We start from the raw sequence: 23,928 nt of genomic DNA, 5'->3' as shown, positions 1-23,928 counted from the left end.
CGGGTCGCGGAAGTGGCCGAGGAGGCTCAGAGCAGGGCGGGCGCCTCGACGGTGAGCGTGCAACGCCCGCCGTCCGCCGGTGCGTCGAGCACCGCGGGCAGCCCCAGGGGAATCGTCAGCGCGGTCGTGCCGTGGCCGAACCCCAACTCCTCGACCACGGGTATGCCCAGCGGGCCGAGCCGGTCGGCGAGCACGGCGCGGATCTTCTCGTACGGCCCGCACTCCTGCCAGGAGCCGCAGGCCACCCCGGCGATCCCGGCCAGGGCACCGGAGCGCAGAAGCCGGGTGAGGATGCCGTCGAGCCGGTAGGGCTCCTCCCCGGTGTCCTCGATCACCAGCAGGTTGCCCCGGGCGTGGGACCGGCCGCCCGGGGTACCGGTGTCGGCGGCGAGCAGGCTGACGCAGCCGCCGTACAGGACGCCTTCGGCCCGGCCGGGGACCAGGGCCCCGGCCGATGCGAGACCGAGGGTGCGCACGGTCTCCGGTTCGAAGAGGGTGGCGCGCAGGTGCTCGCGGGTCGGCGCGTCCTTGAGGAACGTCTCGGTGGCGACCATCGGTCCGTGCAGGGTGGCGAACCCGGCGCGCAGGGCGAACGCCTCGTGCAGCACGGTGATGTCGCTGTAGCCGACGAACGCCTTGGGCCCGGCGGCCCGGATCGCCGCCCAGTCGACCAGGTCGACCATCCGGTGTGCGCCGAATCCGCCCCGGGCGCAGAGCACGGCCTCCACGGACGGGTCGCACCACGCCGCCTGGAGGTCCGCCGCACGGTCCGCGTCCGCCCCCGCGAGGTAGTCCAACTCCGGGTGCGTGGAGTGGGCATGGGGTCCGACGACGGGTTCGAGGCCCCAGTCGCGCAGGACGGCGAGGCCTTCTTCCAGCCGGTCGGCGGGGACCGGTCCGCTGGGCGCGACGACGGCGACCCGGGAGCCGGGGCGCAGCCGGGCGGGCCGGGCGAGCGGGGTGGCCGGGCCGGGGTCCTGGCGGGTCACGTGGTCAGCTCCAGGGGCGGTACGTCGGGCCGGTCGATGCCGAACGTCTGGGCGTAGAGGGAGAGTTCGGCCTCCAGGGCGCGGACCAGGGTCTCCGCGCGCCGGAATCCGTGGCTCTCCCCCGCGAAGGCGATGTAGGCGTGGGCGATGCCCCGGCCGGCCACGGCGGCGAGGAACCGCTCGCTCTGGGCGGGCGGGCAGATCACGTCGTCCAGGCCCTGGAGCAGCAGGAACGGGGTGTTCAGCCGGTCGGTGCGGTTCATCGGGGAGCGTTCCCGGTAGCGCTCGGGCACCTCGGCGAACGGGCCGACGAGGGACTCCAGATACCGCGATTCAAAGTCGTGGGTCTCGTCCGTGGCCCACCCTTCGAGGTCCAGGATCGGGTAGAGGATCGTTCCGCAGGCGTATACGTCGGTGCTGGTCAGCGAGGCTGCGGTGGTCCAGCCGCCCGCGCTGCCGCCCCGGATCGCGAGCCGGTCCGGGGCGGCCGCGCCCTCCGCGACCAGGGCCGAGGCGACGGCCGCGCAGTCCGCCACGTCGACCAGGCCCCATGCGCCGCGCAGCCGTTCGCGGTAGGCGCGTCCGTAGCCGGTGGAGCCGCCGTAGTTCACCTCGGCCACGCCGATGCCGCGCGAGGTGAAGTAGGCGATCTCCAGGTCGAGGACGAGCGGGGCGTGGCCGGTGGGGCCGCCGTGCGCCCAGACGACGTACGGGGGCTTCTCACCCTCGGGGCCCGTGTGTTCGGGGTGGTGCGGCGGGTGGATGTGGGCGTGGATCTCGCGGCCGTCGGGGCCGGTGAAGGTCCGCTGCTCGGGGACCGGGTAGTACGCGGGGTCGACGGCGTCCCGGTGGGGTGCGCCGATGGTGCGGGTGCGCCCGGTCGTGGTGTCCAGCTCGACGACCTCGTGGGCGCTGCGGGGGCTCGCCGCGACGCCGACGACCCGGCTGCCGTGCACGGCGAGCGTGTCGGACCAGGCGGTCCAGGGGCCCGGGGCGTCGGCGAGTTCGCCGGTCTCCGGGTCGAGGATGCCGAGGCGGTGGTCGCCCTTGCCGTGCAGGACGGCGATCAGCCCGTTGTCCAGCGGGTGGAACCAGCGCAGCCCGATCTTCCAGAGCGGCCCGCCGAACTCCTCGCCCCGGGGCGGCAGGAGGCGGCTGCTGGGGACCACGCCGCCGGCGACGGCGTCGGGGCGGATGCGCTGGAGCTCCCACCAGCCGGAGAGGTCGGAGACGAACAAGAGGCTGCCGTCGCGGTCCCACTCCACCTGGCAGACCGATTCGTCGAGGTCCCCGACGAGCGGCCGGACGCCGGTGAACTCTCCCGCCTCGGTGATGTCGGCCAGCATGACGACCGTGCCGTCCCAGGGCATCGCCGGGTGGTCCCAGGCGATCCAGGCGGCCCGTCGCCCGTCGTGGGAGACCTTGGGTCCGGTGACGAACCGGTGCCGCCCGTCGGAGAGTTCACGGACAGCCGACCGGTTCCCGGCCGCCGATCCGTCGAGCGGTACGGCGGCGAGGACCCGTCGTACGTCGGTGGGGGCGGGTCCGGTGAACTCCTCCAGAACGCACCAGACTTCGCCCGCCGAACCCTGCTCCGGACGCACCTGCGGGTCCACCCAGCGCAGCCCGCCGCCGACTTCGGAGACCGGGGTGAGCGGCCAGGGTTCGTCCGGCCCGTCGGGGGCGTAGGCGTACAGCCGCTGGTCGGTGAAGTGGACGAACACCACGAGGAGTTCACCGTCCTCGCGCACCGTGCCGGCCCAGGGCTGTCCGCCGTACTCGATCACCCGGCTGCGGGTGTTCCAGGGGGCGGGCAGCGCGGGTGCGGTGGTGCCGTCCGCGCGGCGGCGGATCAGCGCGCGGCGGCCGCCCTCGGCGGGGCGCGGCTCGGTCCACCAGACCTCGTCCCCGACGGTGCCGAGGTGGTCGGGCCGGCCGTCGTGCGAGGCGGCGAGCGCCGCGTCGATCGGCGACGGCCAGGTGCCGTACGGCGCTGCTGCTGCGGGCGCGGTGTTCACGTAGGTCGTTCCCCCCGGGGACGAGTCGGTCAGGCGGTGCGCAGGTAGTGGTCCAGCACGCGGACGCCGAAGTGGAGGGCGTCGACGGGGACGCGCTCGTCGACGCCGTGGAAGAGCCGCTGGTAGTCGAAGCCGACGGGCAGCTTCAGCGGGGTGAAGCCGTAGCCGGTGATGCCGAGGCGGGAGAACTGCTTGGCGTCGGTGCCGCCCGACATGCAGTACGGGACGGTGTGCGCGTCCGGGTCGAACCGCTCGACGGCGGCGCGCAGCTTCGCGTACGTCGGTGAGTCGACCGGGGCCGTCAGGGCCTTCTCGCGGTGGTGGAACTCCCAGTCGACGAGCGGCCCGGTGAGCCGGTCCAGGGTGGCGTGGAACTCCTCGTCGCCGCCGGGGACCATGCGTCCGTCGACGAAGGCGGTGGCGTGGCCGGGGATGACGTTGACCTTGTAACCGGCGTCCAGCATCGTCGGGTTGCTGCTGTTGCGGACGGTGTTCTCGACGAGGGAGGCGGCCGGGCCGAGCTTGCCGAGGAGCTGGGCGACGTCGAAGCCGGGTTCGTCGAGGTCGGCGGTGATGCCGTGCAGGGCGGCGATCTCGGTGATCGCGGCGCGGACGGTCGGGGTGAGGCGGATGGGCCACTCGTGCTCGCCGATCCGGGCGACGGCGGCGGCCACCGCGGTCACCGCGTTCTCCCGGTTGACCTTGGAGCCGTGCCCGGCCCGGCCCTCGGCGGTCAGCTTCAGCCAGCCGGTGCCACGCTCGCCCGCCGCGATCGGGTACAGCGCAAGGCCGTCGCCCGCGTGGAAGGTGAACGCCCCGGACTCGCTGATCCCCTCCGTACAGCCCTCGAACAGGTCGGCGTGTTGCTCGGCGAGGAAGGCGGAGCCGTCGGCTGCGCTGTCCTCCTCGTCGGCGGTGTAGGCGATGACGATGTCGCGCGCCGGGCGGAACCCCTCGCGGGCCCAGCCCCGTACGACGGAGAGGACCATCGCGTCCATGTTCTTCATGTCGACGGCGCCCCTCCCCCACACGACGCCGTCGCGCACCTCGCCGGAGAAGGGGTGCACGGTCCAGTCGGCGGGCTCGGCGGGCACCACGTCGAGGTGGCCGTGGACGAGCAGCGCGTCGGCGGAGGGGTCGGTGCCGGGGATCCGGGCGACCACGTTGGTCCGACCGGGGGTGCGCTCCAGCAGTGTCGGCTCGATCCCGGCGTCCGCGAGCCGCTCGGCGACGTACTCGGCGGCCGGCCGCTCCCGGCAGTCGCCGCCGCCCCGGTTGGTGGTGTCGATCCGGATCAGCCCGGAGGTGAACGCCACCACTTCGTCGAGGGCCTGCTGGTCCACGGGTCCGAGCAGGTCGGGGGCCTCAGCCATACTGTTCCTCCACGGCGGCCGACACGATCGTCGTCACCGCCTTGAACGTGCGAATTCCTTCGTACATCGTCGCGCTGGTGTACGCGACGCGCCTCTCGCCGCTGGGCGCCACGCCGGGGACGACGGTCGCGGCCGCCGCCAGATGCTCGGCGTCGAACTCCAGCTCGATGGTGAACGTCTTCCCGGCGACAGGGTCACGACGTCCCGCGAGCGCGGTGGCCGCCTTCGCCGCCGCCCGGATGTCGGCGGCGGTACGGGCCGGGGTGCGGCAGACCGCCGCGTACCGGGAGACGTAGTCCTTCACTGCGACCTTCCGGGCACCGGGGGCGTACCCCTCGGCGTCCACGCAGGTCAGGTCGTCGCCGGTGACGAGCACGACGGGCACCCCGTACTCGGCGGCGACGTGCGCGTTGAGCAGGCCCTCGCTGGCCCGGACGCCGTTCAGCCAGACGCCGGTGATGGAGTTGGCGAGGTAGGTATGGGCGAGGACGCCCTCCGTACCGGCCCCGGTGTGATAGCCGACGAAGGCCACCGCGTCCACGTCACCGTGCTGGATGCCCTCCACCATGGACAGCGACTTGTGCTTGCCGGTCAGCATCTGGACGCGTTCGTCCATGTGCTCCAGCAGCAGATTGCGCATCGACCAGTGGGCCTCGTTCACCAGCACCTCGTCGGCGCCGCCGTCGTAGAAGCCGAGCGCGGCGGCGTTCACGTCGGAGGTGAACATCGACCGGCAGCGCTCCCACTGCGGGGTCCCCGGCAGCACGTCGGCCGGCCAGGTGACTCCGGTGGCGCCTTCCATGTCGGCGCTGATGAGGATCTTCATGCCGCCACACCGTACGCCCCGTGAGCGGCGCGGGCCAGGGAGGGGCGGGCGCGTCAGAGGTCCAGTCCGGTGACGCCTTACGAGTCCCGGCGCGGCAAGTGCCCTATGGCATCGCCTCGGGCCGTGCCGCGATACTGCGGGGCCCCACCCGGTGAAACGAAAGGGACCCGTGTGACCCACCAACTCCCCGCAACGGCCCGGATCGGTATCGGCGGCATGGCGCTGCTGCTCGTCCTGGCGGGCTCCGCCCTGCCGGCCGCCGCCTCCCCCGCGGACACCTCCCGCACCCCCGTGGAGGCGACCGTCGAGGAACAGCGCCTCGACCGGGCCGCCCCGCAGGAGATCCTGCGGCGCAGCGGATTCGACGCCTTCGCCCCGCGCTTCGAACGGGCCCTGGAGCGCTCGAAGAGCTATGCGCAGGCCGAGCGCACCGTGACCCGACACGCCTCGGAGCTGTGGCGGCGCGCCGTGGACCGCGCCCAGGAGCGTGGCCCCGCCACGGGCGACCTGAGCCGGGGCGACGACCGCCCGCTGTACTGGGCCCGGCTCGCGCTCAGCCGCGAACTGCGCGCCTGGACGCCCCGGTTCGACCTCGACGACCGGCGGCGCGAGGCCCTGCACTCCGCCCTGGAGACCGCGTCGCGCGGCCAGAGCGACATCCACTACCCGGGCCATCGGACGAAGCGGGTCCTGGTCACCGGGTTCGACCCGTTCACGCTGGACCGGGACGTCCGGATCGGGAACCCCTCGGGCGCGAGCGCGCTCGCCCTGGACGGCACTCTGGTACAGACGCCCGACGGGCCGGCCCGGATCGAGACCGTCGTCTTCCCGGTGCGCTGGGCGGACTTCGCGGAGGGCGTCGTCGAGCGGACCCTCGCCCGGCAGCTGCCGCATCTGGACCTGTTCACGACGGTCAGCCAGGGCCGCCAGGGCCGCTTCGACGTGGAACGTACCAACGGGGCCTGGCGCGGCGGCTTCGCCGACAACGAGAACGCCTCCAGCACCGGGCTCGTCCCCGTCGCCGACCCGGCCACGCAGCCGCAGTGGACGTCCACGACCCTCCCGTACCGGCAGCTCACCGAAGCCGACACGGGCCGCTTCCCGGTGTACGACAACACCGAGGTCACCGAGATACCGGCGGGCGGCACCCAGCCCGTGACCAGGCCCGACGGCCCCACCCCGGGCTCGGCGGCGCGGGCCGGGGGCGGCGGCGACTACCTCTCCAACGAGATCGCCTACCGGGTCACCCTGCTGCGCGACCGGCTCCGCCTGCCGGGCCTGCCGGGCGGCCATCTGCACACGCCTGTCCTCCAGTTCGGCGCGGCGAACACGGACCCGCAGACGGGCACGGTCACCGACCCGGACTTCGAGCGCAACCGCGCCGACATCGTGGGCCAGGTGAGGGAACTGGTGAGGACGGCGGTGACGGCGGCCGACTGAGCGGCGCGGCGGTCGGGGGCGACGGGCGGGCGTGGCGGCCCGCCGGGGCAAACACCATGCCCGCCGGGGCGAACACTATGAACGCAATGCGCGCGGGGCTTCTCCCCCGGGTGCGGCGCTTCCTAGCATCCCGGCATCCCGGCGCACCCCCGTGCCGGGGCAGCCGCACAGATGGTGCCGGTGGCAGCGCTCGCGGGCGCTGCCACCGGTGCAGAACGCCAGGAGCCGCCCTCGTGAACTCCCCTCACAGGCCCGTCCGCGCCCTACCGCTGTACCGCCGCCACCGGCTGCGCTCCGCCGCGCTGGCGGCCACGGTCGCGGCCCTGCTCCTCGGGTCGGCGGGCCGGGCCCCGGCGGCGCCCGCCCCGGCCGGAAGCCCTACCGGAGGCCCTGCCGGAAGCCCGGCCGCCGCCCCGGTCGCCGCCGACTGCCCGGAGACGCTGGCCGGAAAGGCACGGTGTTACACGGGCCGGGACGGGAACGGGGCGCACTACGCGCTCGCCGTCCCCACCCGCTGGAACGGCTCCCTGGTGGTGCACGCGCACGGCGGCCCCGACCTGGGCGACGCGTCGGACCCGGCCCGCTCGACCGAGGACCTGGGGCGCTGGGCCGTCATGGTCGAGGAGGGGTACGCCTGGGCGGGCTCCTCCTACCGGCGCGGCGGCTACGGTACGCGGATGGCGGCGGCCGACACCGAGAGCGTGCGCCGGGTCTTCGTCGACCGGTTCGGGAAGCCGGAGCGGACCTATCTGCACGGCCAGTCCTGGGGCGGGAACGTCGCCGCCAAGGCCGCCGAGACGTACGGCCGGGAGCCCGGGGCGTACGACGGGGTGCTGCTGACCAACGGCGTCCTGGGCGGCGGTTCGCGCGGCTACGACTACCGGGTCGACCTGCGCGTGGTCTACCAGTACTACTGCGGCAACCACCCGCGTCCCACCGAGCCGCAGTACCCGCTGTGGCAGGGGCTGCGCCCGGACTCCACGATGACGTCCACCGGGCTGCGCGCCCGGCTGCGCGAGTGCACGGGGTTCGACGCCGAACCGGCCGCCCGGACCGCGCTCCAGCAGCGCAACCTGGACGACATCCTGGCCGTCACCGGGATCCCGGAGCGGTCCCTCGAATCGCATCTGCGGTTCGCGACGTTCACCTTCCGCGACATCGTCTCGACCCGGCTCGGGGGACGTAACCCCTTCTCCAACCGGGGTGTGCGGTATACCGGTTCGCACGACGACCGGGCGCTGAACGCGGGCGTGGAGCGGTTCTCGGCGGATCCGGCCGCGCGCCGGGACCTCTCGTGGGACAGCGACCTGACCGGGCGGGTGTCCCTGCCCGTCCTGACCCTGCACGCGATCGACGACCCCACGGCGTTCGTGGAGCACGAGGCCGCCTACCGGGCCACGTTGCGCGGCGCGGGCCGGGAGCACCGGCTCGTGCAGTCCTTCACCCGGGAGAGCGAGCACAGCGGGCTGAGCAACACGGAGTACGCCAACTCCCTTGCGGCACTGGATCGTTGGGCGCAGACCGGCCGCAAGCCCACCGCGCGTTCGCTGGCCGAATCGTGCGCCTCCTTCGACCGGACGTACGGCACGGGGTGCTTCTACGACCCGGCGTTCCGGCCCTCCCCGTACGCCTCCCGGGTGCTGCCCCGGCCGGGCGGCCTCGGCTGGCCGGCCATGACGGCCGGTCAGGAACGGGCCTGGAGCCGGATCGACGGGGTGGGCATCGCCCCGTGAGGCCTCCCCTGAGCCCGTTCAGGGGAGCAGCTTCTCGATCCGGTCCAGTTCGTCCGCCGTGAACTCCAGGTTCCGGACGGCCTCGACGCTGTTCTCCAGCTGGGCCACGCTGCTCGCGCCGACGACGGCGGAGGTGAGCCGGCCGCCGCGCAGCACCCATGCCAGGGCCAGCTGCGCGAGCGACTGGCCGCGCTCCTTCGCCAGTGCGTCCAGCGCGCGCAGCCGCTCCACCAGCTGCGGGGTGACGGCGTCGGCGGAGAGGAAGGGGCTCGCGCCCGCCGCCCGGGACCCGGCCGGAATGCCGTTGAGATAGCGGTCGGTGAGGATGCCCTGCTCCAGGGGCGAGTAGGCGATGGACCCGACTCCCAGCTCGTCCAGGACGTCCGGCAGCCCGTCGGCCTCGATGCGGCGGTCGAGCATCGAGTAGCGGGGCTGGTGGATGAGGAGCGGGGTGCCGAGGTCCTTCAGGATCGCGGCGGCCTCCCGGGTCTGCGCGGCGGAGTAGTTGGAGAGGCCGACGTAGAGGGCCTTGCCCTGCCGTACGGCGGAGTCGAGCGCGCCCATCGTCTCTTCGAGCGGGGTGTCCGGGTCGGGGCGGTGGGAGTAGAAGATGTCGACGTACTCGACGCCGAGGCGCTTCAGGCTCTGGTCGAGCGAGGAGCGCAGGTACTTCCGCGAGCCCCACTCCCCGTACGGCCCCTCCCACATGTGGTAGCCGGCCTTGGTGGAGATGACGATCTCGTCGCGCAGCCGGGCGAAGTCGGTGGCCAGGGCGCGGCCCAGGGTCTCTTCGGCGGAGCCGGGCGGCGGGCCGTAGTTGTTGGCCAGGTCGAAGTGGGTGATGCCGAGGTCGAAGGCGCGGCGCAGGATGGCGCCCTGTGTCTCGGGCGTCCTGTCGCCCCCGAAGTTGTGCCAGAGGCCGAGGGAGAGCGCGGGCAGCAGCAGACCGCTGCGGCCGGTGCGCCGGTAGGGCATGGCGGAGTAGCGGTCGGCGGACGGCAGGTACATGGGCAGGCTCCGCTGAAGAGATCCGGGGCGTACGAGGCACCCCCTGGGGGGACGGCCCCAGGCTTCCGTAGATCGATCCAGCAGTCCAACAGGAGATTCCGCTCGGATTCATCGCCTACATTGCTCAATCATGGAATTGCGTCAGCTGGAGCACTTCGTCGCCGTGGCGGAGGAGCAGCACTTCACCCGCGCCGCCGAGCGCCTCGCCGTCTCGCAGTCCGGGCTCTCCGCCTCCGTACGGGCGCTGGAGCAGGAGCTGCGGACCCCCTTGTTCAGCCGCACCACGCGGACGGTCCGGCTCACCGAGGCGGGGCGGGCGCTGCTGGTGGAGGCGGAGCGCACGCTGGCGGGCGCGCGGGCGGCGCGGGACGCGGTCGATGCCGTACGGGGGCTGCTGCGCGGGACGTTGACGGTGGGGGTCGAGCAGTGCGTGGCGGGGGTGAGCCCGGCGCGGCTGCTGGCGGCGTTCCACCGGGAGCATCCGCAGATGGAGCTGCGGCTGCGGCAGGAGGGCACCAGCAGTCTGCTGGACGGGGTGGCGGGCGGCCGGCTCGACCTGGCGTTCGCGGCGACGGTCGGCCCGGCGGAGTGGCGCGGGGAGCTGGTGCCGCTGGCCCGGGAGCCGATGGTGCTGCTGTGTGCGGCGGGGCACCCGTTCGCCGGGCGGGCCGAGGTGGGGTGGGAGGAGCTGCCGGGGGCGTCGTTCATCGACTTCCACCCGGACTGGGGGCCGCGCCGGGCCGCCGACGAGGCGTTCGCGGCGGCGGGGGTGCGGCGGACGGTGGGCCTTGAGGTCAACGATGTGCACAGCCTGCTGGAGCTGGTGCAGGAGGGGCTGGGGATCGCGGTGGTGCCGCACCACTTCTCGCGCAAGCCGGAGGCGGCGCGGCTGGTCGCGGTGGAGCTGGCGGGTCCGCACCGGCCGGTGTACGAGAGCGTGGTGGTGCTGCCGGGGGCGCGGAGCCTGAGCCCGGGGGCGCGGTCGCTGATGCGGCTGGTGCGGGAGGATCCGGTACGGGAGCCGGTACTGGACCCGGTGGGGGAGCCGGTGCGGGCTCAGTCCTGAAGCCCCACCGGCCCCCGGAGCCCTACTGGCTCCTGGAGTCCCACCGACCCCTGGAGCCTCGGCGGCCCCTGGCCCCTCGGCGGCCCCGGGGCCCGGCCCCCGTCCCGTACGGCTCAGTCCTCGTGGCCCAGCTGGAGGTCGCGCTCGGTGCGGCCGCCGCCCGCGACCTGGAGGACGGTGGCGACCGGCGGGTAGCCGGCGGCGATCACGGTGTACTCGCCGGACGACAGGTCGACGAACCGGAACGACCCGTCGGACCCGGTCGTGAGGGTGTCCACCACATTGCCCGCCGCGTCGAGCAGCGTGACCCGGGCGTCCTCGACGGGCCGCCCGCCGGTCGCCCGGACCACCCCGCGCAGCACCGCCCCGCCCGCCAGCTCGATGTCCTGCCGGGTCTCGCGGGCGGCCTGCACGCTGACCGGGAGGGCGGCGGGGCGGAAGGCGGGGGCGCTGGCGGCGAGGGTGTACTCGCCCGCGATCAGCTCGCCGATGACATAGCCGCCCTCGCGGCCCGTACGGGTCGAGGCGACGACCTCGCCGCGTACGTCGGTGAGGGTGACGGCCGCGTCGCGTACGGGGGCGCCGTCGGGGGTGAGCACGGATCCGGCGAGACGTCCGGCGCCGCCGAGCACCACGTCCAGTTCGACGGGACGTTCGCCCACGGTGACGCTGACGGCCTGCGGCTGGTGGCCCCCGGCGGCGGCGATCAGGACGTAGGAGCCGGCGCCGGGGACGCTGAGCGCGTACCGCCCGTCCTCGCCGCTGGCCCCGCGCCCGATCTGCTGCCCCTGGACGTCGATGAGGGTGAGGGCGGCCCGGGGGACGGTGGTGCCGTCGGGGTGCTGGACGCTGCCGTGGACCGGGACGCCGGGAAGGTGACCGGCGGCCGGGCGGCCGGAGTCGGCGCGGGCGGCGGGGATCTGCGTGGTCGGGGTCTCGGCGGCGGCTTCGGGGCTGTGGTGGGACACCAGCGGTTTCTCCTTGAGGAAGAAGGCGAGGAACAGGCCGAGCACGAGCACCGGCACGAGGTAGAGGAAGATGCGCGGCATCGCGTCGACGTACGCCTGGATGTAGGCGTCGCGCAGCGCGGGTTCCATCGCGTGGACGATCTGCGGGGTGATCGACTCGGGGTCGGGCAGCTCGGCGCCGGTGGGCAGCCGGACGCCGAGCGCGTCGGAGAGCCGCCCGGCGAACAGCGTGCCGAAGATCGCCGCGCCGACGCTGCCGCCGATCTGCCGGAAGTAGTTGTTGGCGCTGGTGGCGGTGCCGAGGTCGGAGGGGCGTACGGAGTTCTGCACGGCGAGCACGAGGACGGACATGACCAGTCCGATGCCGAGGCCGAGGACGGCCTGGTAGAAGCTGTACGCCAGCGGGGAGGTGTCCCGCTCCAGCAGGGACAGCAGCCCCATGCCGACCACCGAGACGGCGCTGCCGACGATCGGGTAGATCCGGTAGCGGCCGGTGCGGGTGACGAGCTGGCCCGAGACGACGGAGCCGCCGACGATGCCCATCATCATCGGGAGCATCAGCAGCCCGGATTCGGTGGCGCTGACCCCGTCGACCATCTGGAGATAGGTCGGGAGGTAGCTGGCGGCCCCGAAGAGCGCGATGCCGACGACCGCGCCGACCAGACCGGTGACGTTGAAGACGGAGTCCCGGAACAGCCGCAGCGGAATGATCGGTTCTGCGGCCCGGTGTTCCACGGCGACGAAGAGCGCCGTCGTGACGACCGCGCCTGCCGCCAGGCCCAGGATGGTGCGCGAGCCCCAGGCGTACTCGGTGCCGCCCCAACTGGTCACCAGCACCAGGCAGGTGGAGGCGGCGGCGAGGAGCGCCGCGCCCAGGACGTCGAGCCGGGGGCGTACGGCGGGCCGGGGCAGCTTGAGGACGACCGCGATGACGGCCAGGGTGACCAGGCCGAAGGGGACGTTGATGTAGAAGCACCAGCGCCAGGAGGCGTGGTCGGTGAAGAACCCGCCGAGCAGGGGTCCGGCGACCGAGGCGAGGCCGAAGACCGCGCCGATGAGGCCCATGTAGCGGCCGCGCTCCCGGGCCGGGACGATGTCCGCGATGATCGCCTGGACGCCGATCATGAGACCGCCGCCGCCGATGCCCTGGAGGGCGCGGAAGGCGATCAGTTCGTCCATGGTGCGCGACCAGCCCGCCAGCGCGGAGCCGATGATGAAGACGACGATGGCGAACTGGAAGACGCCCTTGCGGCCGAAGAGGTCGCCGAGCTTGCCGTAGAGCGGCAGGACGATGGTGGAGGCGAGGAGATAGGCGGTGACCGCCCAGGACATCTTCTCCAGGCCGTGCAGCTCACCGACGATCCGGGGCAGGGCGGTGGCGACGATCATCTGGTCGAGCGCCGCGAGCAGCAGGGTGAGCATCAGCCCGAGGAAGACCATGCGGACCTTGCGGGGGCTGATCTCCACCGGGGCCCCGCCGGATCCGGGTCCGTGGCCGGGTCCGGCCGGAGGGGGTGGCGGGGGCGGTGCGGCGGCTTCGGCGGCCGCCGTCGTGCCGTCCGGATCCGTGCCGCCGGGTCCCGGGCCGTCCGGCCCGTCCTTCACCAGCGTGATACCGCCCACCACGTAACGCTCCCCTCGTCGCATCTGCGCCGCCCATTTCTCGCATCGCGCGGCAAGGCGGGGCAAACGTGACGAGGGGCGTACGAGGCGCGCACGGAGGGCTTATGCGCCGGTGGGAGGCGCTACGGCGCACAACCGGCCGCCCCGGAAAACCACCCGTTCCGGTGAGGCCGGTTGTGCCGCGCTCCTACTTCTCGACCTCGGTGGCGAGGTTCTGGAGCAGCTCGTCGTAGATGCGTCCGAGGCCCTTGGGGGCGAAGGTCCGCTCGAAGAACCCGCCGATGCCGCCCGCGCCGTCCCAGACCGTGACCACGACGACCTTGGACCGTCCCTCACCGGCCGGGGTGACGGTCCAGGTGGTGACCATGGAGGAGTTGCGGTCCTTCTCGACGAGCTGCCCGTCGGTCGGCTCGCTGACCTCCAGCAGGCAGTCGCGGACGCGCTTGCTGGTGGCCTGGAGCTTCCAGTGCACGAGGGTGCCCTCGCCGTCGCCGCCCTCCCGGACCTCGTACTCGCTGAAGTGCCCGGTCAGCACCTTGCCGCGGACGTCCTTGTAGTCGGCCAGCGCGTCGAACACCGCCTCTGCGTCCGCCGCGATGATCCGCTCCGTGGTGGCCTCGACCTGCGCCATGGCTGTTCCTCCAGCAATCCGTGGTTCGGGGGGTGAGCTGAGCCAACCACCTCGGGTACGGCCGCTCAAAATCGGGGCCGTACGGGGTCAGGGGCAGCGGGTGCCGAGAACACAGAACTCGTTGCCCTCCGGGTCGGTGAGGACGACCCAGCCCGCCTCGCCCTGGCCGACGTCGGCACGGCGGGCACCGAGCGCGAGCAGCCGTTCGACCTCCTCGTCCTGCTCCCGGTCGGTGGGGTTGACGTCGATGTGGAGCCGGTTCTTGACGGTCTTGCCCTCGGGGACGCGCGCGAAGGTCAGCGTCGGGGGCACGGGCCCGGGGCGGCTCTTGCCCTCGGGCACCTCGGGCGAGCCGATCATGACGACGCCTTCGTCCTCGTCCGCGTCCTGCACCTCGTAGCCGAGGACCGCGCACCAGAAGCGGGCCAGGGCCACGGGGTCGGCGCAGTCGATCGCGAGCTCGGTGAACTTGCTGGCCATGGGTCGGGACCTCCCGGTCCGGTAGCGGCTCGTCCAGGGCCTCCACGCTAGTCCCCCGGCCTGTCCCGCACGATCAAGGGAACAAGTGTTCTATTCTGCGAGGAGTGCTACCGAGGAGGCGTCCATGCGCTGGGACAATCTGGTCGAGAAGAACTCGACGACCGGGAACAGCGCGCTCTTCGCCGCGGACGCGGTGACCACGCGCACGTTCGACACCCCGGAGTTCCGGGGCATCACCTTCCACGAGATCCGGGCCCGTTCGATCCTGAACCGGGTGCCCGGGGCCTCGCGGATGCCGTTCGAATGGACGGTGAACCCGTACCGGGGCTGCACGCACGCCTGTGTGTACTGCTTCGCCCGCAAGACCCACAGCTATCTGGACCTGGACACCGGGATCGGCTTCGACTCGCAGATCGTCGTCAAGGTCAACGCCGCCGAACTGCTCCAGCGGGAGCTGGCCTCCCGGCACTGGCGGGGCGAGCACATCGCCATGGGCACGAACGTCGACTGCTACCAGCGGGCGGAGGGCCGGTACGGGCTGATGCCGGGCATCATCAGCGCCCTGCGCGACCGGGCGAACCCGTTCTCCATCCTGACCAAGGGCACGCTGATCCTGCGGGACCTGGAGCTGCTGCGGCAGGCCGCCGAGGTCACCGAGATCGGTGTCTCGGTCTCCGTGGGCTTCACCGACCGGGAGCTGTGGCGGACGGTCGAGCCGGGCACGCCCTCGCCCGAACGCCGGCTGGACGTGGTGCGCGCCCTCACCGACGCCGGGATCGGCTGCTCGGTCCTGATGGCCCCGGTCATCCCGTTCCTCGGCGACCGCCCGGAGCAGTTGCGCGCCACGGTCGCGGCGATCGCGGACGCGGGAGCGGCCTCGGTGACCCCGCTGGTCCTGCATCTGCGCCCGGGCGCGCGCGAGTGGTACCTGAACTGGCTGGGGCTCCGCCATCCGCATCTGGTGGAGCGCTACGAGCGGATGTACGCGGGCGGGGCGTACGCCCCCACCTGGTACCAGCGCCGGATCACGCGTCAGGTGCACGAGCTGGCGGACGAGTTCGGGATCGGCCCGGCGCACCGGGGCGAGGCCCGCCGGATCGCCCCGGCCCCAACTGCCCCGGCCGCCGCGCCGGAGCCCGGCCCGACCCAGCTGACCCTGCTCTGAGAGCCGTCCGAAGGCCACCGGTGGGGCTGAAGGGGCCTCAGGTCACCGGTGGGGCCTTGAAGGTCACGAGTAGTCCTGCGGGGTCTGAGGCCACCGGTGGGGCCTGTGGGGCCGATGGCGTGACCGTACGGGGCGACTCCGCGCGGAACGGGCCCTTCCGCGAGGGAATTCGGGGAGCATGCGGCGGGGACCGGTGATCCGGCGCCGCGTCCCGCCACTCCGGGAGGCCCCATGACGAAACGTGCAGGAATTCTGGTCGCCGTCGGCGCGACCGTCGCCGGTCTGCTGACCGCGGCGCCCGGCCCGGCCGCCGCCACCGCGGCGAGCACGCCGCCCGCCCCGAAGCTGAAGTGGACCGACTGTCCGACCGAGAACTACCCGACGCTCCAGTGCGCGAAGGTCCGCGCCCCGCTGGACCACCGCCGTCCGGCGGGCCGTCAGGTCACGCTCGCCCTGTCCCGCGTCCCGCACACCGCGAAGACCTTCCAGGGCCCGCTGCTGGTCAACCCGGGCGGCCCGGGCGGCAGCGGCCTGTCGATGGCCGGGTTCGTGGCGTCCTCGCTGCCGAAGAAGGTCGCCGCGCAGTACGACGTGATCGGCTTCGACCCGCGCGGCGTCGGCAAGAGCACGCCCGCCCTGAACTGCCTGCCTGGGCACTTCGATCCGGTGCGCCCGGACTCGGTGCCGACGTCCTACCGCGCGGAGCGGATCAACCGCGACCGGGCCGAGTCCTTCGCCCGGGCCTGCGGCGAGAAGCACGGCGACGTGCTGCCGTACATGGACACGGTCAGCGCGGCCAAGGACCTCGACGTGATCCGCCGGGCGCTGGGCTCCCGGCAGCTCAACTACTTCGGCTACTCCTACGGCACCTACCTCGGCGCGGTCTACGCCAAGCTGTACCCGGAGCGCGTGCGCCGGCTGGTGCTGGACTCGGTCGTCGACCCGGACGACGTCTGGTACGAGGGCAACCTCGGCCAGGACTACGCGTTCGACGACCGGCACAAGGCCTTCGCCGCGTGGGTCGCGAAGAACGACGCCGCGTACGGCCTGGGCACCGACCCCGCGCGGGTCGAGGCTGCCTGGTACCGGATGCGGGCGGACGTGGCGCGGAAGCCCGCGGGCGGCACGGTCGGCGCGAGCGAGCTGGAGGACACGTTCCTGCCCGGCGGGTATTACAACGGCTACTGGCCCTACCTCGCCGAGGCGTTCGCCGCGTACGTGAAGAACCGCGACGCGGAGGCGCTGGTCGAGGTGTACGAGAACTTCGGCGCGGTCGACGCGAGCGGCGACAACGGCTACTCGGTCTACACCGCCGTCCAGTGCCGCGACGCCCGCTGGCCCCAGCACTGGAGCACCTGGCGCAACGACAGCCGCCGGATCCACAAGAAGGCGCCGTTCATGACCTGGAACAACACCTGGTACAACGCGCCGTGCGCGAACTGGCCGGTGGAGCCGCTGCGGCCCCTCCCGGTGAACAACGGGCAGCTGCCCCCGGCGCTCATCCTCCAGGCCACCGACGACGCGGCGACCCCGTACGGCGGTGCGGTCAGCATGCACCGCAAGCTCAAGGGCTCCAGCCTCGTCGTGGAGGAGGGCGGCGGCAACCACGGCATCACGCTGAGCGGCAACGACTGCCTGGACCAGCATCTGACGGCCTATCTGACCGACGGCACGGTCCCGCGCGGCCGGGGCGAGGCGGACGCGGTCTGCGCCGCCCTGCCGGACCCGAAGCCGCTGCCCGCCCAGAAGGCGGCGGCCCAGTCGGTGGACAACAGCAAGGGCAGCCGCCTGCACGGCCTGCTGGGCTTCCGCCCCTGAGCCGGGAACCACCGCAAAACCCCGGGCGGGATGCGCGGGAGTCGGCGAGGATGGCCCGGCATGAGGCTCACCACCACTCCCCCGCACCCGCCCGGCACCACCGTCCGTGACATGCGGATCGACGACTGCGAGGCCGTCGCCACGATCCGCGTGCGCGGCTGGCAGCACGCCTACCGGGGCCTGCTGCCACAGCCGTATCTGGACCGGATGGACATCGCCGAGGAGACCGGGCAGCGGCGCAGGTATTTCGAGGAACGCGGCGAGGCCGTGAACGTGGTCGCCGAACGGCCCGACGGGACCGTCACCGGCTGGGCCTGCGTCGGCCCGCATCGCGCCGAGGACCACGGGCGCCCCGGCTGCGAGCTGTACGCGATCTACGTCCTGCCCGAGCACATCGGGACCGGGACCGGGCGGGCCCTGCTGACCGAGCTGACGGACCGGGCCGCCGCCGCGGGCCACGCGGACATGGCGCTGTGGGTGCTCCGGGAGAACGCACCGGCGCGCCGGTTCTACGAGCGGGCCGGGTTCCGGCCGGACGGCGGCGAGGACACGTTCCTGGCGGGCGGGGCCCTGGTGACCGAGGTGCGTTACGTCCGCCCGCTCACTCCCCCGGCAGCCGGCTGAGCGCCGCCGCGGCGGCCGCGGCCAGTCGCGGGTGCGGGAGGGCCGCCGTGAGGACCGGGCGGGCCTGTTCGTCGGCGAGCCGGCCGAGGCCCTCGACGCAGGCCAGGGCGACGCGCCAGTGGGGTTCGCCGGGGGCCAGCAGGCGTTGCAGGGTGGCGACGAGCGCGGGCACCGACTCGGGGGCCCGCAGGTCGGACAGCAGGCGCACCGGGTGCAGGGCGTAGGCGGTGCGCAGGGCGTTGGTGGCGAGCGCGGCGGCGGCCCGGGGCGTGCGGGGGTCGTTCAGGCGGGCCAGGGCGTGGGCGGCGGAGACGCAGCGTTCGGGGTCGCGGTGGTTGAGCAGGAGCACCAGCGCCTCGAAGGCCCGCCGGTCGCCCGCGCAGCCGAGCCGGAAGGCGGCCAGCTCGCGGGCCCACAGCGGCTGGTGCGGCTCCACCAGGACCCGGGCCAGCTCCTCGGGGTCCTCGGCGGCGACGAGCCGGGCGTAGTGGGGAGACCCGGCTGCCTCGGGCTCCAGCCGGTCCATGAGCGAACGGAACTCCTCGTCCGTGACGTCATCCATGACGCTCAGCGTATCGACGGACACACTCCGTACGGGGCGGGATGAGCGAGCCCGTGTGGCCCAGGGCACACGAACCCAGGGGTGGCGCGCTCGTTACTCGCCGGTTAATCTCATCTGAGCGGGTCACACTCCCCGCAGGCTCCGGTGGCCTGGTGACGCAGCCACCCGGAGTGCTTGTCGGTTCGGCTTCACGTGCGACGCGACTCCGGGACAGAGTCCGTCACCCCTCACGGCCGGGCGTGTGCTCCTCGCGCCTCGGCCCCGCGCTCCACGACACGCAGCTTCCGTACGCCACGCGCCGCTCCCTCATCGCCGCGCGCGCCGTGCTCCCACAGTCGTCACTCACCCTGGAGTCCCGTGATGGACACCCCTCTCTCCACCATCGCCGTCGTCGGCCTCGGCACCATGGGCACCGGCATCGCCGAGGTCCTGGCCCTGGCGGGCCGCGAGGTCATCGGCATCGACATCAGCGAGGCGGCCGCCCTCGGGGCCGTCGCCTCCCTCGAAGCGTCCACCGCACGGGCCGTGGGCCGCGGCCGGATCACCGAGGAGGAGCGGGCCGCCGCGCTCGCCCGGTTCCGTACCGCGGACACGCTCCGGGCCGCCGCCGATGCCGAGCTGGTCATCGAGGTGGTTCCGGAGTCGTACGAGATCAAGCAGCAGGTGTTCCGGGAGCTGGACGCGATCGTCTCCCCCACCACGATCCTGGCCACCGGCACCAACGCCCTGTCGGTGACCCGGCTGGCCGCCGAGTCGCAGCGCCCCGAGCGCGTGCTCGGCCTGCACTTCTTCAACCCGGCGCCCGCGATGAAGCTGGTCGAGGTGGTCTCCTCGGTGCTGACCGCGCCGCCCGCCGTCGAGGCCGTCACCGCGCTGGCCCGGGAGCTGGGCAAGGAGCCCGTCGCGGTCGGCGACCGGCCGGGGTTCGTCGCGGACGGGCTGCTCTTCGGCTACCTCAACCAGGCCGCCGCGATGTACGAGGCGAACTACGCGTCCCGCGAGGACATCGACGCCGCGATGAAGCTGGGCTGCGGGCTGCCGATGGGCCCGCTCGCCCTGCTGGACCTGATCGGCATCGACACCGCGCGTACGGTCCTGGAGGCCATGTACGCCGAGTCCCACGACCGGCTGCACGCACCTGCCCCGATCCTCGGGCAGCTCAGCAGCGCCGGCCTGACCGGCCGGAAGGCCGGGCGCGGCTTCTACACGTACGACACCCCGGGCGGCCAGGACGTGGTGCCCGACGCGCTGACCCCGGCGGCCGGCGCCGAGGCGGGCGCGGGCCGCGAGGTGGCGTCGGTGGGCGTCGCTGGCTCCGGCACCATGGCGTCCGGGATCGCCGAGGTCTTCGCGAAGGCCGGTTACGGTGTGGTGCTGGCGGCCAGGACGCAGGAGAAGGCGGACCTCGCCAAGGGGCGGATCGCGAAGTCGCTGGAGCGCTCGGTGGCCAAGGGGCGGCTGAGCGCCGAGGCCCGGGACGAGACGCTGGCGCGGATCACGGCGGCGGGTTCGCTGGACGCGTTCGCCGAGGTCGACCTCGCCGTGGAGGCGGTCGCCGAGGACCTGGAGGTCAAGCGGCAGCTGTTCGCCGCGCTGGACAAGGTCTGCCGGCCCGGCGCGGTGCTCGCCACCACCACCTCCTCGCTGCCGGTCGTCGCCATCGCCCGGGCGACCGCGCGCCCCGAGGACGTCATCGGGATGCACTTCTTCAACCCGGCGCCCGCGATGAAGCTGGTCGAGGTCGTCCGCACGGTCCTGACCGCCGACGATGTGCACGCCACGGTCCGCGCGGTCTGCGCGAAGATCCGCAAGCACCCGGTGGACTGCGGGGACCGGGCCGGGTTCATCGTGAACGCGCTGCTGTTCCCGTACCTCAACAACGCGATCAAGATGGTCGAGGAGCACTACGCCTCGCTGGACGACATCGACGCGGCGATGAAGCTGGGCGGCGGCTACCCGATGGGCCCGTTCGAACTGCTCGACGTGGTCGGCCTGGACGTCTCGCTGGCCATCGAGAAGGTGCTGCACCAGGAGTTCCGCGACCCGGGCCTGGCGCCCGCTCCGCTGCTGGAGCACCTGGTCGCCGCGGGCTGCCTCGGCCGCAAGACGGGGCGCGGCTTCCGCGAATATGCCCGTCGCTGACCCGGGAGCCGGGTGGGGCGGGCTGCTGGGATCCTCCGGCGGCCCGCCCCCGCAGGCGCGCTCTCCTGCACCGATGCGTTACGTTCATGCCATGTCCCAGCCCGCCAAGTCACCCCGTGCCACCGCCGCGACCGACGCCCCGGAGACCACCGCGGGAACGCGCGCGGCCGCCCAACGGCTCAAGATGCGCCGCGAACTGGCCGCCGCCGCGATGGAACTCTTCGCCACGAAGGGCTACGAGGCGACGACCGTCGACGAGATCGCGGGCGCCGCGGGCGTGGCCCGCCGGACCTTCTTCCGCCACTTCCGCTCCAAGGAAGAGGCCATCTTCCCGGACCACGACGACACCCTCGTCAGGGCCGAGGCCGTCCTGAACGCGGCCCCCGCGCACGAGCACCCGCTCGACACCGTCTGCCGCGGCATCAAGGAAGTCATGAAGATGTACGCGGCGAAGCCCGCCGTCTCCGTGGCCCGTTACAAGCTCACCCGCGAAGTGCCGACCCTCCGGGAGGCCGAGATCGCGTCGGTGGCCCGCTACGAGCGGCTGTTCACCCGCTATCTCCTGGGCCACTTCGACGAGCGCGACCACCATGTGGGCAACGACGACCCGCTGCTCGCGGAGGTCGCCGCGTCCGCCGTCGTCACCGCGCACAACCATGTGCTGCGCCGCTGGCTGCGGGCGGGCGGCCAGGGCGATGTGGAGGCCCAGCTCGACCGGGCCTTCGCCATCGTGCGCGACACCTTCGGCACGGGCATCGGGGCCGGCCGGACCGCGCAGACCGAGCCCGAGCGCACCCCGGCCGCCTCGGTGACCACGGACGGCGAGGTGCTCGTCGCGGTGGCGCGTACGGACGCCCCGCTGGACGAGGTCATGCGGACGATCCAGCAGGCGCTCAAAGAGCGCTGAGGCCCTGCGGGCCGCGCCGTAAACCCGTTCGCGGCGGCCCGGGGCCCGTGGTTCGGTTCGCCCATGAGAGCCGATGAAGTACGCGACCTGTACGACCGCACGATGCGCGAGCACGCCCGCCCGGACGGGCCGGGCGTGCGGGTCGAGCGCGCCGGGCCCGTCGTACGCCAGGCGGGCGGGCCCGACGACTGGAACGGGGTCGTCTGGTCGGACCCGGAGCTGGACGCCGCCGGGGCCGACGCGGCGATCACGGCCCAGATCGAGCACTGGGCCGCGCTCGGCCACGAGGAGTTCGAGTGGAAGCTCTACTCCCATGACCGCCCGGCCGACCTGGGCGAGCGGCTGCGCGCGGCCGGATTCGTACCGGAGCCGCCGGAAACCCTGCTGGTGGCGCCCACGGAGCTGCTGACCGGCCCGGTCGCCCTGCCCGACGGTGTAACGCTGCGCCCGGTGACGGACGCGGCAGGGGCAGAGCTGATGGCCCGGGCCCATGAGCGGGCCTTCGGCACCGACGGGGACCGCCTCCTCCACCAGATGGTGAAGCGGCTGGCGGAGGCCCCCGAGGGCTTTGTGGCGGTCATGGCGGTGGACGGCGACGGGGAGCCGGTCTGCTCCGGGCGGATGGAGCTGTACCCGGGGACGGACTTCGCCGGGCTCTGGGGCGGCGGCACGGTCGCGGAGTGGCGGGGCAGGGGCGTCTACCGGGCGCTGGTGGCGTACCGGGCCCGGATCGCCGCCGAGCGCGGCTACCGCTACCTCCAGGTCGACGCCACCGACATGTCGGCCCCGATCCTGCGCCGCCTCGGCTTCACGGCACTCGGCACGACGACGCCGTATGTGTACCGCGCGGCCGGATAACCGCCTGCCAGCAGGACAGAACGTCTCGTAACGCCCATCGTGTTGCTCATGCGTGCCCACGAGATGACAAGTGAGAGAAATTGTTGGCACTGGGTGCCTTGTCAGGTGTCACGGAGTGCCATACGTTGAAGGTGTCCGGGCGGCCGGCGTGCTGGGAACTCACACGTGTGCCGGCTGTCCCCGCAACCACCGTGCTGCGCGCCCGGACGCCTGCGTCACAGGCACCTTCTTGCTCCACCGAGCAAAGCCAGCTCCACCTGCCGAACCGACGGCAACACCTCCACACCGCACCACTCCCCTGCCAGCAGGGCCCCTCAAGCGTTCCCTCGACGCCGCATCACCGGAGGCAACACCGTGAAGGAAATCCTGGACGCGATTCAGTCGCAGGACAGCACGGCCGCGGACTTCGCTGCCCTGTCCCTCCCCGAGTCCTACCGCGCCATCACCGTGCACAAGGACGAGGCGGAGATGTTCGCCGGTCTGGAGACCCGCGACAAGGACCCCCGCAAGTCGATCCACCTCGACGACGTCCCGGTCCCCGAACTCGGCCCCGGCGAGGCCCTCGTCGCCGTGATGGCCAGCTCGGTGAATTACAACTCCGTCTGGACGTCCATCTTCGAGCCGGTCTCGACCTTCAACTTCCTGGAGCGGTACGGGAAGCTCAGCGAGCTCACCAAGCGCCACGACCTGCCGTACCACGTCATCGGCTCCGACCTGGCGGGCGTCGTCCTGCGCACCGGCCCCGGCGTGAACGCCTGGAACCCGGGCGACGAGGTCGTCGCGCACTGCCTCTCCGTCGAGCTGGAGTCCTCCGACGGCCACAACGACACCATGCTCGACCCCGAGCAGCGCATCTGGGGCTTCGAGACGAACTTCGGCGGCCTGGCGGAGATCGCCCTCGTCAAGTCCAACCAGCTGATGCCGAAGCCGAAGCACCTCAGCTGGGAGGAGGCCGCGGCTCCGGGCCTGGTCAACTCGACCGCGTACCGCCAGCTCGTCTCGCGCAACGGCGCGGGCATGAAGCAGGGCGACAACGTGCTGATCTGGGGCGCCAGCGGCGGGCTCGGCTCCTACGCCACCCAGTTCGCGCTGGCCGGCGGCGCCAACCCGATCTGTGTCGTCTCCAGCCCGGAGAAGGCCGAGATCTGCCGCTCGATGGGCGCGGAGGCGGTCATCGACCGCAACGCCGAGGGTTACAAGTTCTGGAAGGACGAGCGCACCCAGGATCCGAAGGAGTGGAAGCGCTTCGGCAAGCGCATCCGCGAGTTCACCGGCGGCGAGGACATCGACATCGTCTTCGAGCACCCGGGCCGTGAGACCTTCGGCGCCTCGGTCTACGTCACCCGCAAGGGCGGCACCATCACCACCTGCGCCTCCACCTCGGGCTACATGCACGAGTACGACAACCGCTACCTGTGGATGTCCCTCAAGCGCATCATCGGCTCCCACTTCGCCAACTACCGCGAGGCCTGGGAGGCCAACCGCCTCATCGCCAAGGGCAAGATCCACCCGACGCTCTCCAAGACGTACTCCCTGGAGGACACCGGCCAGGCCGCGTACGACGTCCACCGCAACCTCCACCAGGGCAAGGTCGGCGTCCTCGCCCTGGCCCCCCGCGAGGGTCTGGGCGTGCGCGACCAGGAAATGCGCGAGCAGCACATCGACGCCATCAACCGCTTCCGCAACGTCTGAGGTTC

General features: G+C 72.9%; 19 protein-coding genes. 10 read left to right on the top strand and 9 right to left on the bottom strand.

The annotated features are described in order from the left end of the window. Nucleotides 1-26: 26 nt before the first annotated feature. From A3Q37_RS02275 to A3Q37_RS02260, 4 genes are read right to left on the bottom strand one after another with little or no spacing between them, the layout of a single operon-like run. Nucleotides 27-989, bottom strand: coding sequence for an LD-carboxypeptidase (locus tag A3Q37_RS02275; RefSeq protein ID WP_065476859.1), 963 nt, complete (start codon nucleotides 987-989; stop codon nucleotides 27-29). Further along, nucleotides 986-3,007: a S9 family peptidase gene (locus A3Q37_RS02270; protein WP_065476857.1), complete on the bottom strand. Its 2,022-nt coding sequence runs from the start codon at nucleotides 3,005-3,007 to the stop codon at nucleotides 986-988. Before A3Q37_RS02270 ends, A3Q37_RS02275 begins: the two co-directional genes overlap by 4 nt. A 29-nt stretch (nucleotides 3,008-3,036) precedes the next feature. Continuing rightward, nucleotides 3,037-4,380, bottom strand: a complete 1,344-nt coding sequence (locus A3Q37_RS02265) for a M20/M25/M40 family metallo-hydrolase (RefSeq protein WP_065476855.1) — start codon at nucleotides 4,378-4,380, stop codon at nucleotides 3,037-3,039. After that, nucleotides 4,373-5,206 carry a M55 family metallopeptidase gene (locus A3Q37_RS02260; protein WP_065476853.1) on the bottom strand — a complete coding sequence of 278 codons (834 nt, stop codon included), beginning with the start codon at nucleotides 5,204-5,206 and terminating at the stop codon, nucleotides 4,373-4,375. Before A3Q37_RS02260 ends, A3Q37_RS02265 begins: the two co-directional genes overlap by 8 nt. Before the next feature lie 171 nt (nucleotides 5,207-5,377). On the opposite strand from A3Q37_RS02260, the gene A3Q37_RS02255 reads away from it, so the two are divergent. Next, nucleotides 5,378-6,646, top strand: coding sequence for a pyroglutamyl peptidase (locus tag A3Q37_RS02255; RefSeq protein ID WP_065476851.1), 1,269 nt, complete (start codon nucleotides 5,378-5,380; stop codon nucleotides 6,644-6,646). Between the two features lie 233 nt (nucleotides 6,647-6,879). Further along, a complete protein-coding gene (locus A3Q37_RS02250; protein ID WP_065476849.1) occupies nucleotides 6,880-8,379 on the top strand; it encodes a S9 family peptidase in 1,500 nt (499 codons plus the stop codon). Between the two features lie 18 nt (nucleotides 8,380-8,397). Here A3Q37_RS02250 and A3Q37_RS02245 read toward each other — a convergent pair whose 3' ends face one another. Further along, nucleotides 8,398-9,387: an aldo/keto reductase gene (locus A3Q37_RS02245; RefSeq protein ID WP_065476847.1), complete on the bottom strand. Its 990-nt coding sequence runs from the start codon at nucleotides 9,385-9,387 to the stop codon at nucleotides 8,398-8,400. Nucleotides 9,388-9,517: 130 nt separating this feature from the next. Between A3Q37_RS02245 and A3Q37_RS02240 the strand changes: the two genes are divergently transcribed. After that, nucleotides 9,518-10,453, top strand: a complete 936-nt coding sequence (locus A3Q37_RS02240) for a LysR family transcriptional regulator (protein WP_065476845.1) — start codon at nucleotides 9,518-9,520, stop codon at nucleotides 10,451-10,453. Between the two features lie 113 nt (nucleotides 10,454-10,566). On the opposite strand, the gene A3Q37_RS02235 is transcribed toward A3Q37_RS02240, so the two are convergent. From A3Q37_RS02235 to A3Q37_RS02225, 3 genes are all read right to left on the bottom strand, one after another. Further along, entirely contained in the window at nucleotides 10,567-13,047 is a 2,481-nt protein-coding gene (locus A3Q37_RS02235) for an MFS transporter (RefSeq protein ID WP_065476843.1), read from the bottom strand. Between the two features lie 184 nt (nucleotides 13,048-13,231). Further along, complete coding sequence (locus A3Q37_RS02230; RefSeq protein ID WP_065476841.1) at nucleotides 13,232-13,675, bottom strand: SRPBCC family protein; 444 nt, start codon at nucleotides 13,673-13,675, stop codon at nucleotides 13,232-13,234. Nucleotides 13,676-13,762: 87 nt separating this feature from the next. Further along, nucleotides 13,763-14,155: a VOC family protein gene (locus A3Q37_RS02225; protein ID WP_065476838.1), complete on the bottom strand. Its 393-nt coding sequence runs from the start codon at nucleotides 14,153-14,155 to the stop codon at nucleotides 13,763-13,765. A gap of 124 nt (nucleotides 14,156-14,279) precedes the next feature. On the opposite strand from A3Q37_RS02225, the gene A3Q37_RS02220 reads away from it, so the two are divergent. The 3 genes from A3Q37_RS02220 (at nucleotide 14,280) to A3Q37_RS02210 (ending at nucleotide 17,762) form a co-directional block, all read left to right on the top strand. Beyond that, nucleotides 14,280-15,320: an Rv2578c family radical SAM protein gene (locus tag A3Q37_RS02220; RefSeq protein WP_065476835.1), complete on the top strand. Its 1,041-nt coding sequence runs from the start codon at nucleotides 14,280-14,282 to the stop codon at nucleotides 15,318-15,320. A gap of 231 nt (nucleotides 15,321-15,551) precedes the next feature. Beyond that, nucleotides 15,552-17,138, top strand: coding sequence for an alpha/beta hydrolase (locus tag A3Q37_RS02215; RefSeq protein ID WP_065476833.1), 1,587 nt, complete (start codon nucleotides 15,552-15,554; stop codon nucleotides 17,136-17,138). Between the two features lie 60 nt (nucleotides 17,139-17,198). Next, nucleotides 17,199-17,762 (top strand): GNAT family N-acetyltransferase, encoded by a 564-nt coding sequence (locus tag A3Q37_RS02210; RefSeq protein WP_065476831.1) that lies wholly within the window; start codon nucleotides 17,199-17,201, stop codon nucleotides 17,760-17,762. Here A3Q37_RS02210 and A3Q37_RS02205 read toward each other — a convergent pair. After that, entirely contained in the window at nucleotides 17,740-18,348 is a 609-nt protein-coding gene (locus A3Q37_RS02205) for an adenylosuccinate lyase (RefSeq protein ID WP_065476829.1), read from the bottom strand. The two genes, A3Q37_RS02210 and A3Q37_RS02205, sit on opposite strands and share 23 nt — an antisense overlap. A 336-nt stretch (nucleotides 18,349-18,684) precedes the next feature. Between A3Q37_RS02205 and A3Q37_RS02200 the strand changes: the two genes are divergently transcribed. From A3Q37_RS02200 to ccrA, 4 genes are all read left to right on the top strand, one after another. Next, complete coding sequence (locus tag A3Q37_RS02200; RefSeq protein ID WP_065476827.1) at nucleotides 18,685-20,466, top strand: 3-hydroxyacyl-CoA dehydrogenase family protein; 1,782 nt, start codon at nucleotides 18,685-18,687, stop codon at nucleotides 20,464-20,466. 91 nt (nucleotides 20,467-20,557) lie between these two features. Then, nucleotides 20,558-21,373: a TetR family transcriptional regulator gene (locus A3Q37_RS02195; RefSeq protein WP_065476824.1), complete on the top strand. Its 816-nt coding sequence runs from the start codon at nucleotides 20,558-20,560 to the stop codon at nucleotides 21,371-21,373. A gap of 63 nt (nucleotides 21,374-21,436) precedes the next feature. Then, on the top strand, nucleotides 21,437-22,231 hold the full coding sequence (locus A3Q37_RS02190) for a GNAT family N-acetyltransferase (RefSeq protein WP_065476822.1): 795 nt from the start codon (nucleotides 21,437-21,439) through the stop codon (nucleotides 22,229-22,231). 354 nt (nucleotides 22,232-22,585) lie between these two features. Further along, nucleotides 22,586-23,923: a crotonyl-CoA carboxylase/reductase gene (gene ccrA / locus A3Q37_RS02185; protein ID WP_065476820.1), complete on the top strand. Its 1,338-nt coding sequence runs from the start codon at nucleotides 22,586-22,588 to the stop codon at nucleotides 23,921-23,923. Nucleotides 23,924-23,928: the final 5 nt, after the last annotated feature.

Source organism: Streptomyces sp. PTY087I2 (genome assembly GCF_001687325.1).
Classification (GTDB): domain Bacteria; phylum Actinomycetota; class Actinomycetes; order Streptomycetales; family Streptomycetaceae; genus Streptomyces.
This window is presented reverse-complemented; position numbering and strand designations above follow the sequence as displayed.

Bases quoted from the DNA above. Each gene is read 5' to 3' on its own strand.
- A3Q37_RS02245 (WP_065476847.1), bottom strand. From the start codon at position 9,387: ATGTACCTGCCGTCCGCCGACCGCTACTCCGCCATGCCCTACCGGCGC.
- A3Q37_RS02195 (WP_065476824.1), top strand. From the start codon at position 20,558: ATGTCCCAGCCCGCCAAGTCACCCCGTGCCACCGCCGCGACCGACGCC.
- A3Q37_RS02220 (WP_065476835.1), top strand. From the start codon at position 14,280: ATGCGCTGGGACAATCTGGTCGAGAAGAACTCGACGACCGGGAACAGC.
- A3Q37_RS02260 (WP_065476853.1), bottom strand. From the start codon at position 5,206: ATGAAGATCCTCATCAGCGCCGACATGGAAGGCGCCACCGGAGTCACC.
- A3Q37_RS02240 (WP_065476845.1), top strand. From the start codon at position 9,518: ATGGAATTGCGTCAGCTGGAGCACTTCGTCGCCGTGGCGGAGGAGCAG.
- A3Q37_RS02215 (WP_065476833.1), top strand. From the start codon at position 15,552: ATGACGAAACGTGCAGGAATTCTGGTCGCCGTCGGCGCGACCGTCGCC.
- A3Q37_RS02190 (WP_065476822.1), top strand. From the start codon at position 21,437: ATGAGAGCCGATGAAGTACGCGACCTGTACGACCGCACGATGCGCGAG.
- A3Q37_RS02265 (WP_065476855.1), bottom strand. From the start codon at position 4,380: ATGGCTGAGGCCCCCGACCTGCTCGGACCCGTGGACCAGCAGGCCCTC.
- A3Q37_RS02225 (WP_065476838.1), bottom strand. From the start codon at position 14,155: ATGGCCAGCAAGTTCACCGAGCTCGCGATCGACTGCGCCGACCCCGTG.
- A3Q37_RS02200 (WP_065476827.1), top strand. From the start codon at position 18,685: ATGGACACCCCTCTCTCCACCATCGCCGTCGTCGGCCTCGGCACCATG.
- A3Q37_RS02230 (WP_065476841.1), bottom strand. From the start codon at position 13,675: ATGGCGCAGGTCGAGGCCACCACGGAGCGGATCATCGCGGCGGACGCA.
- A3Q37_RS02210 (WP_065476831.1), top strand. From the start codon at position 17,199: ATGAGGCTCACCACCACTCCCCCGCACCCGCCCGGCACCACCGTCCGT.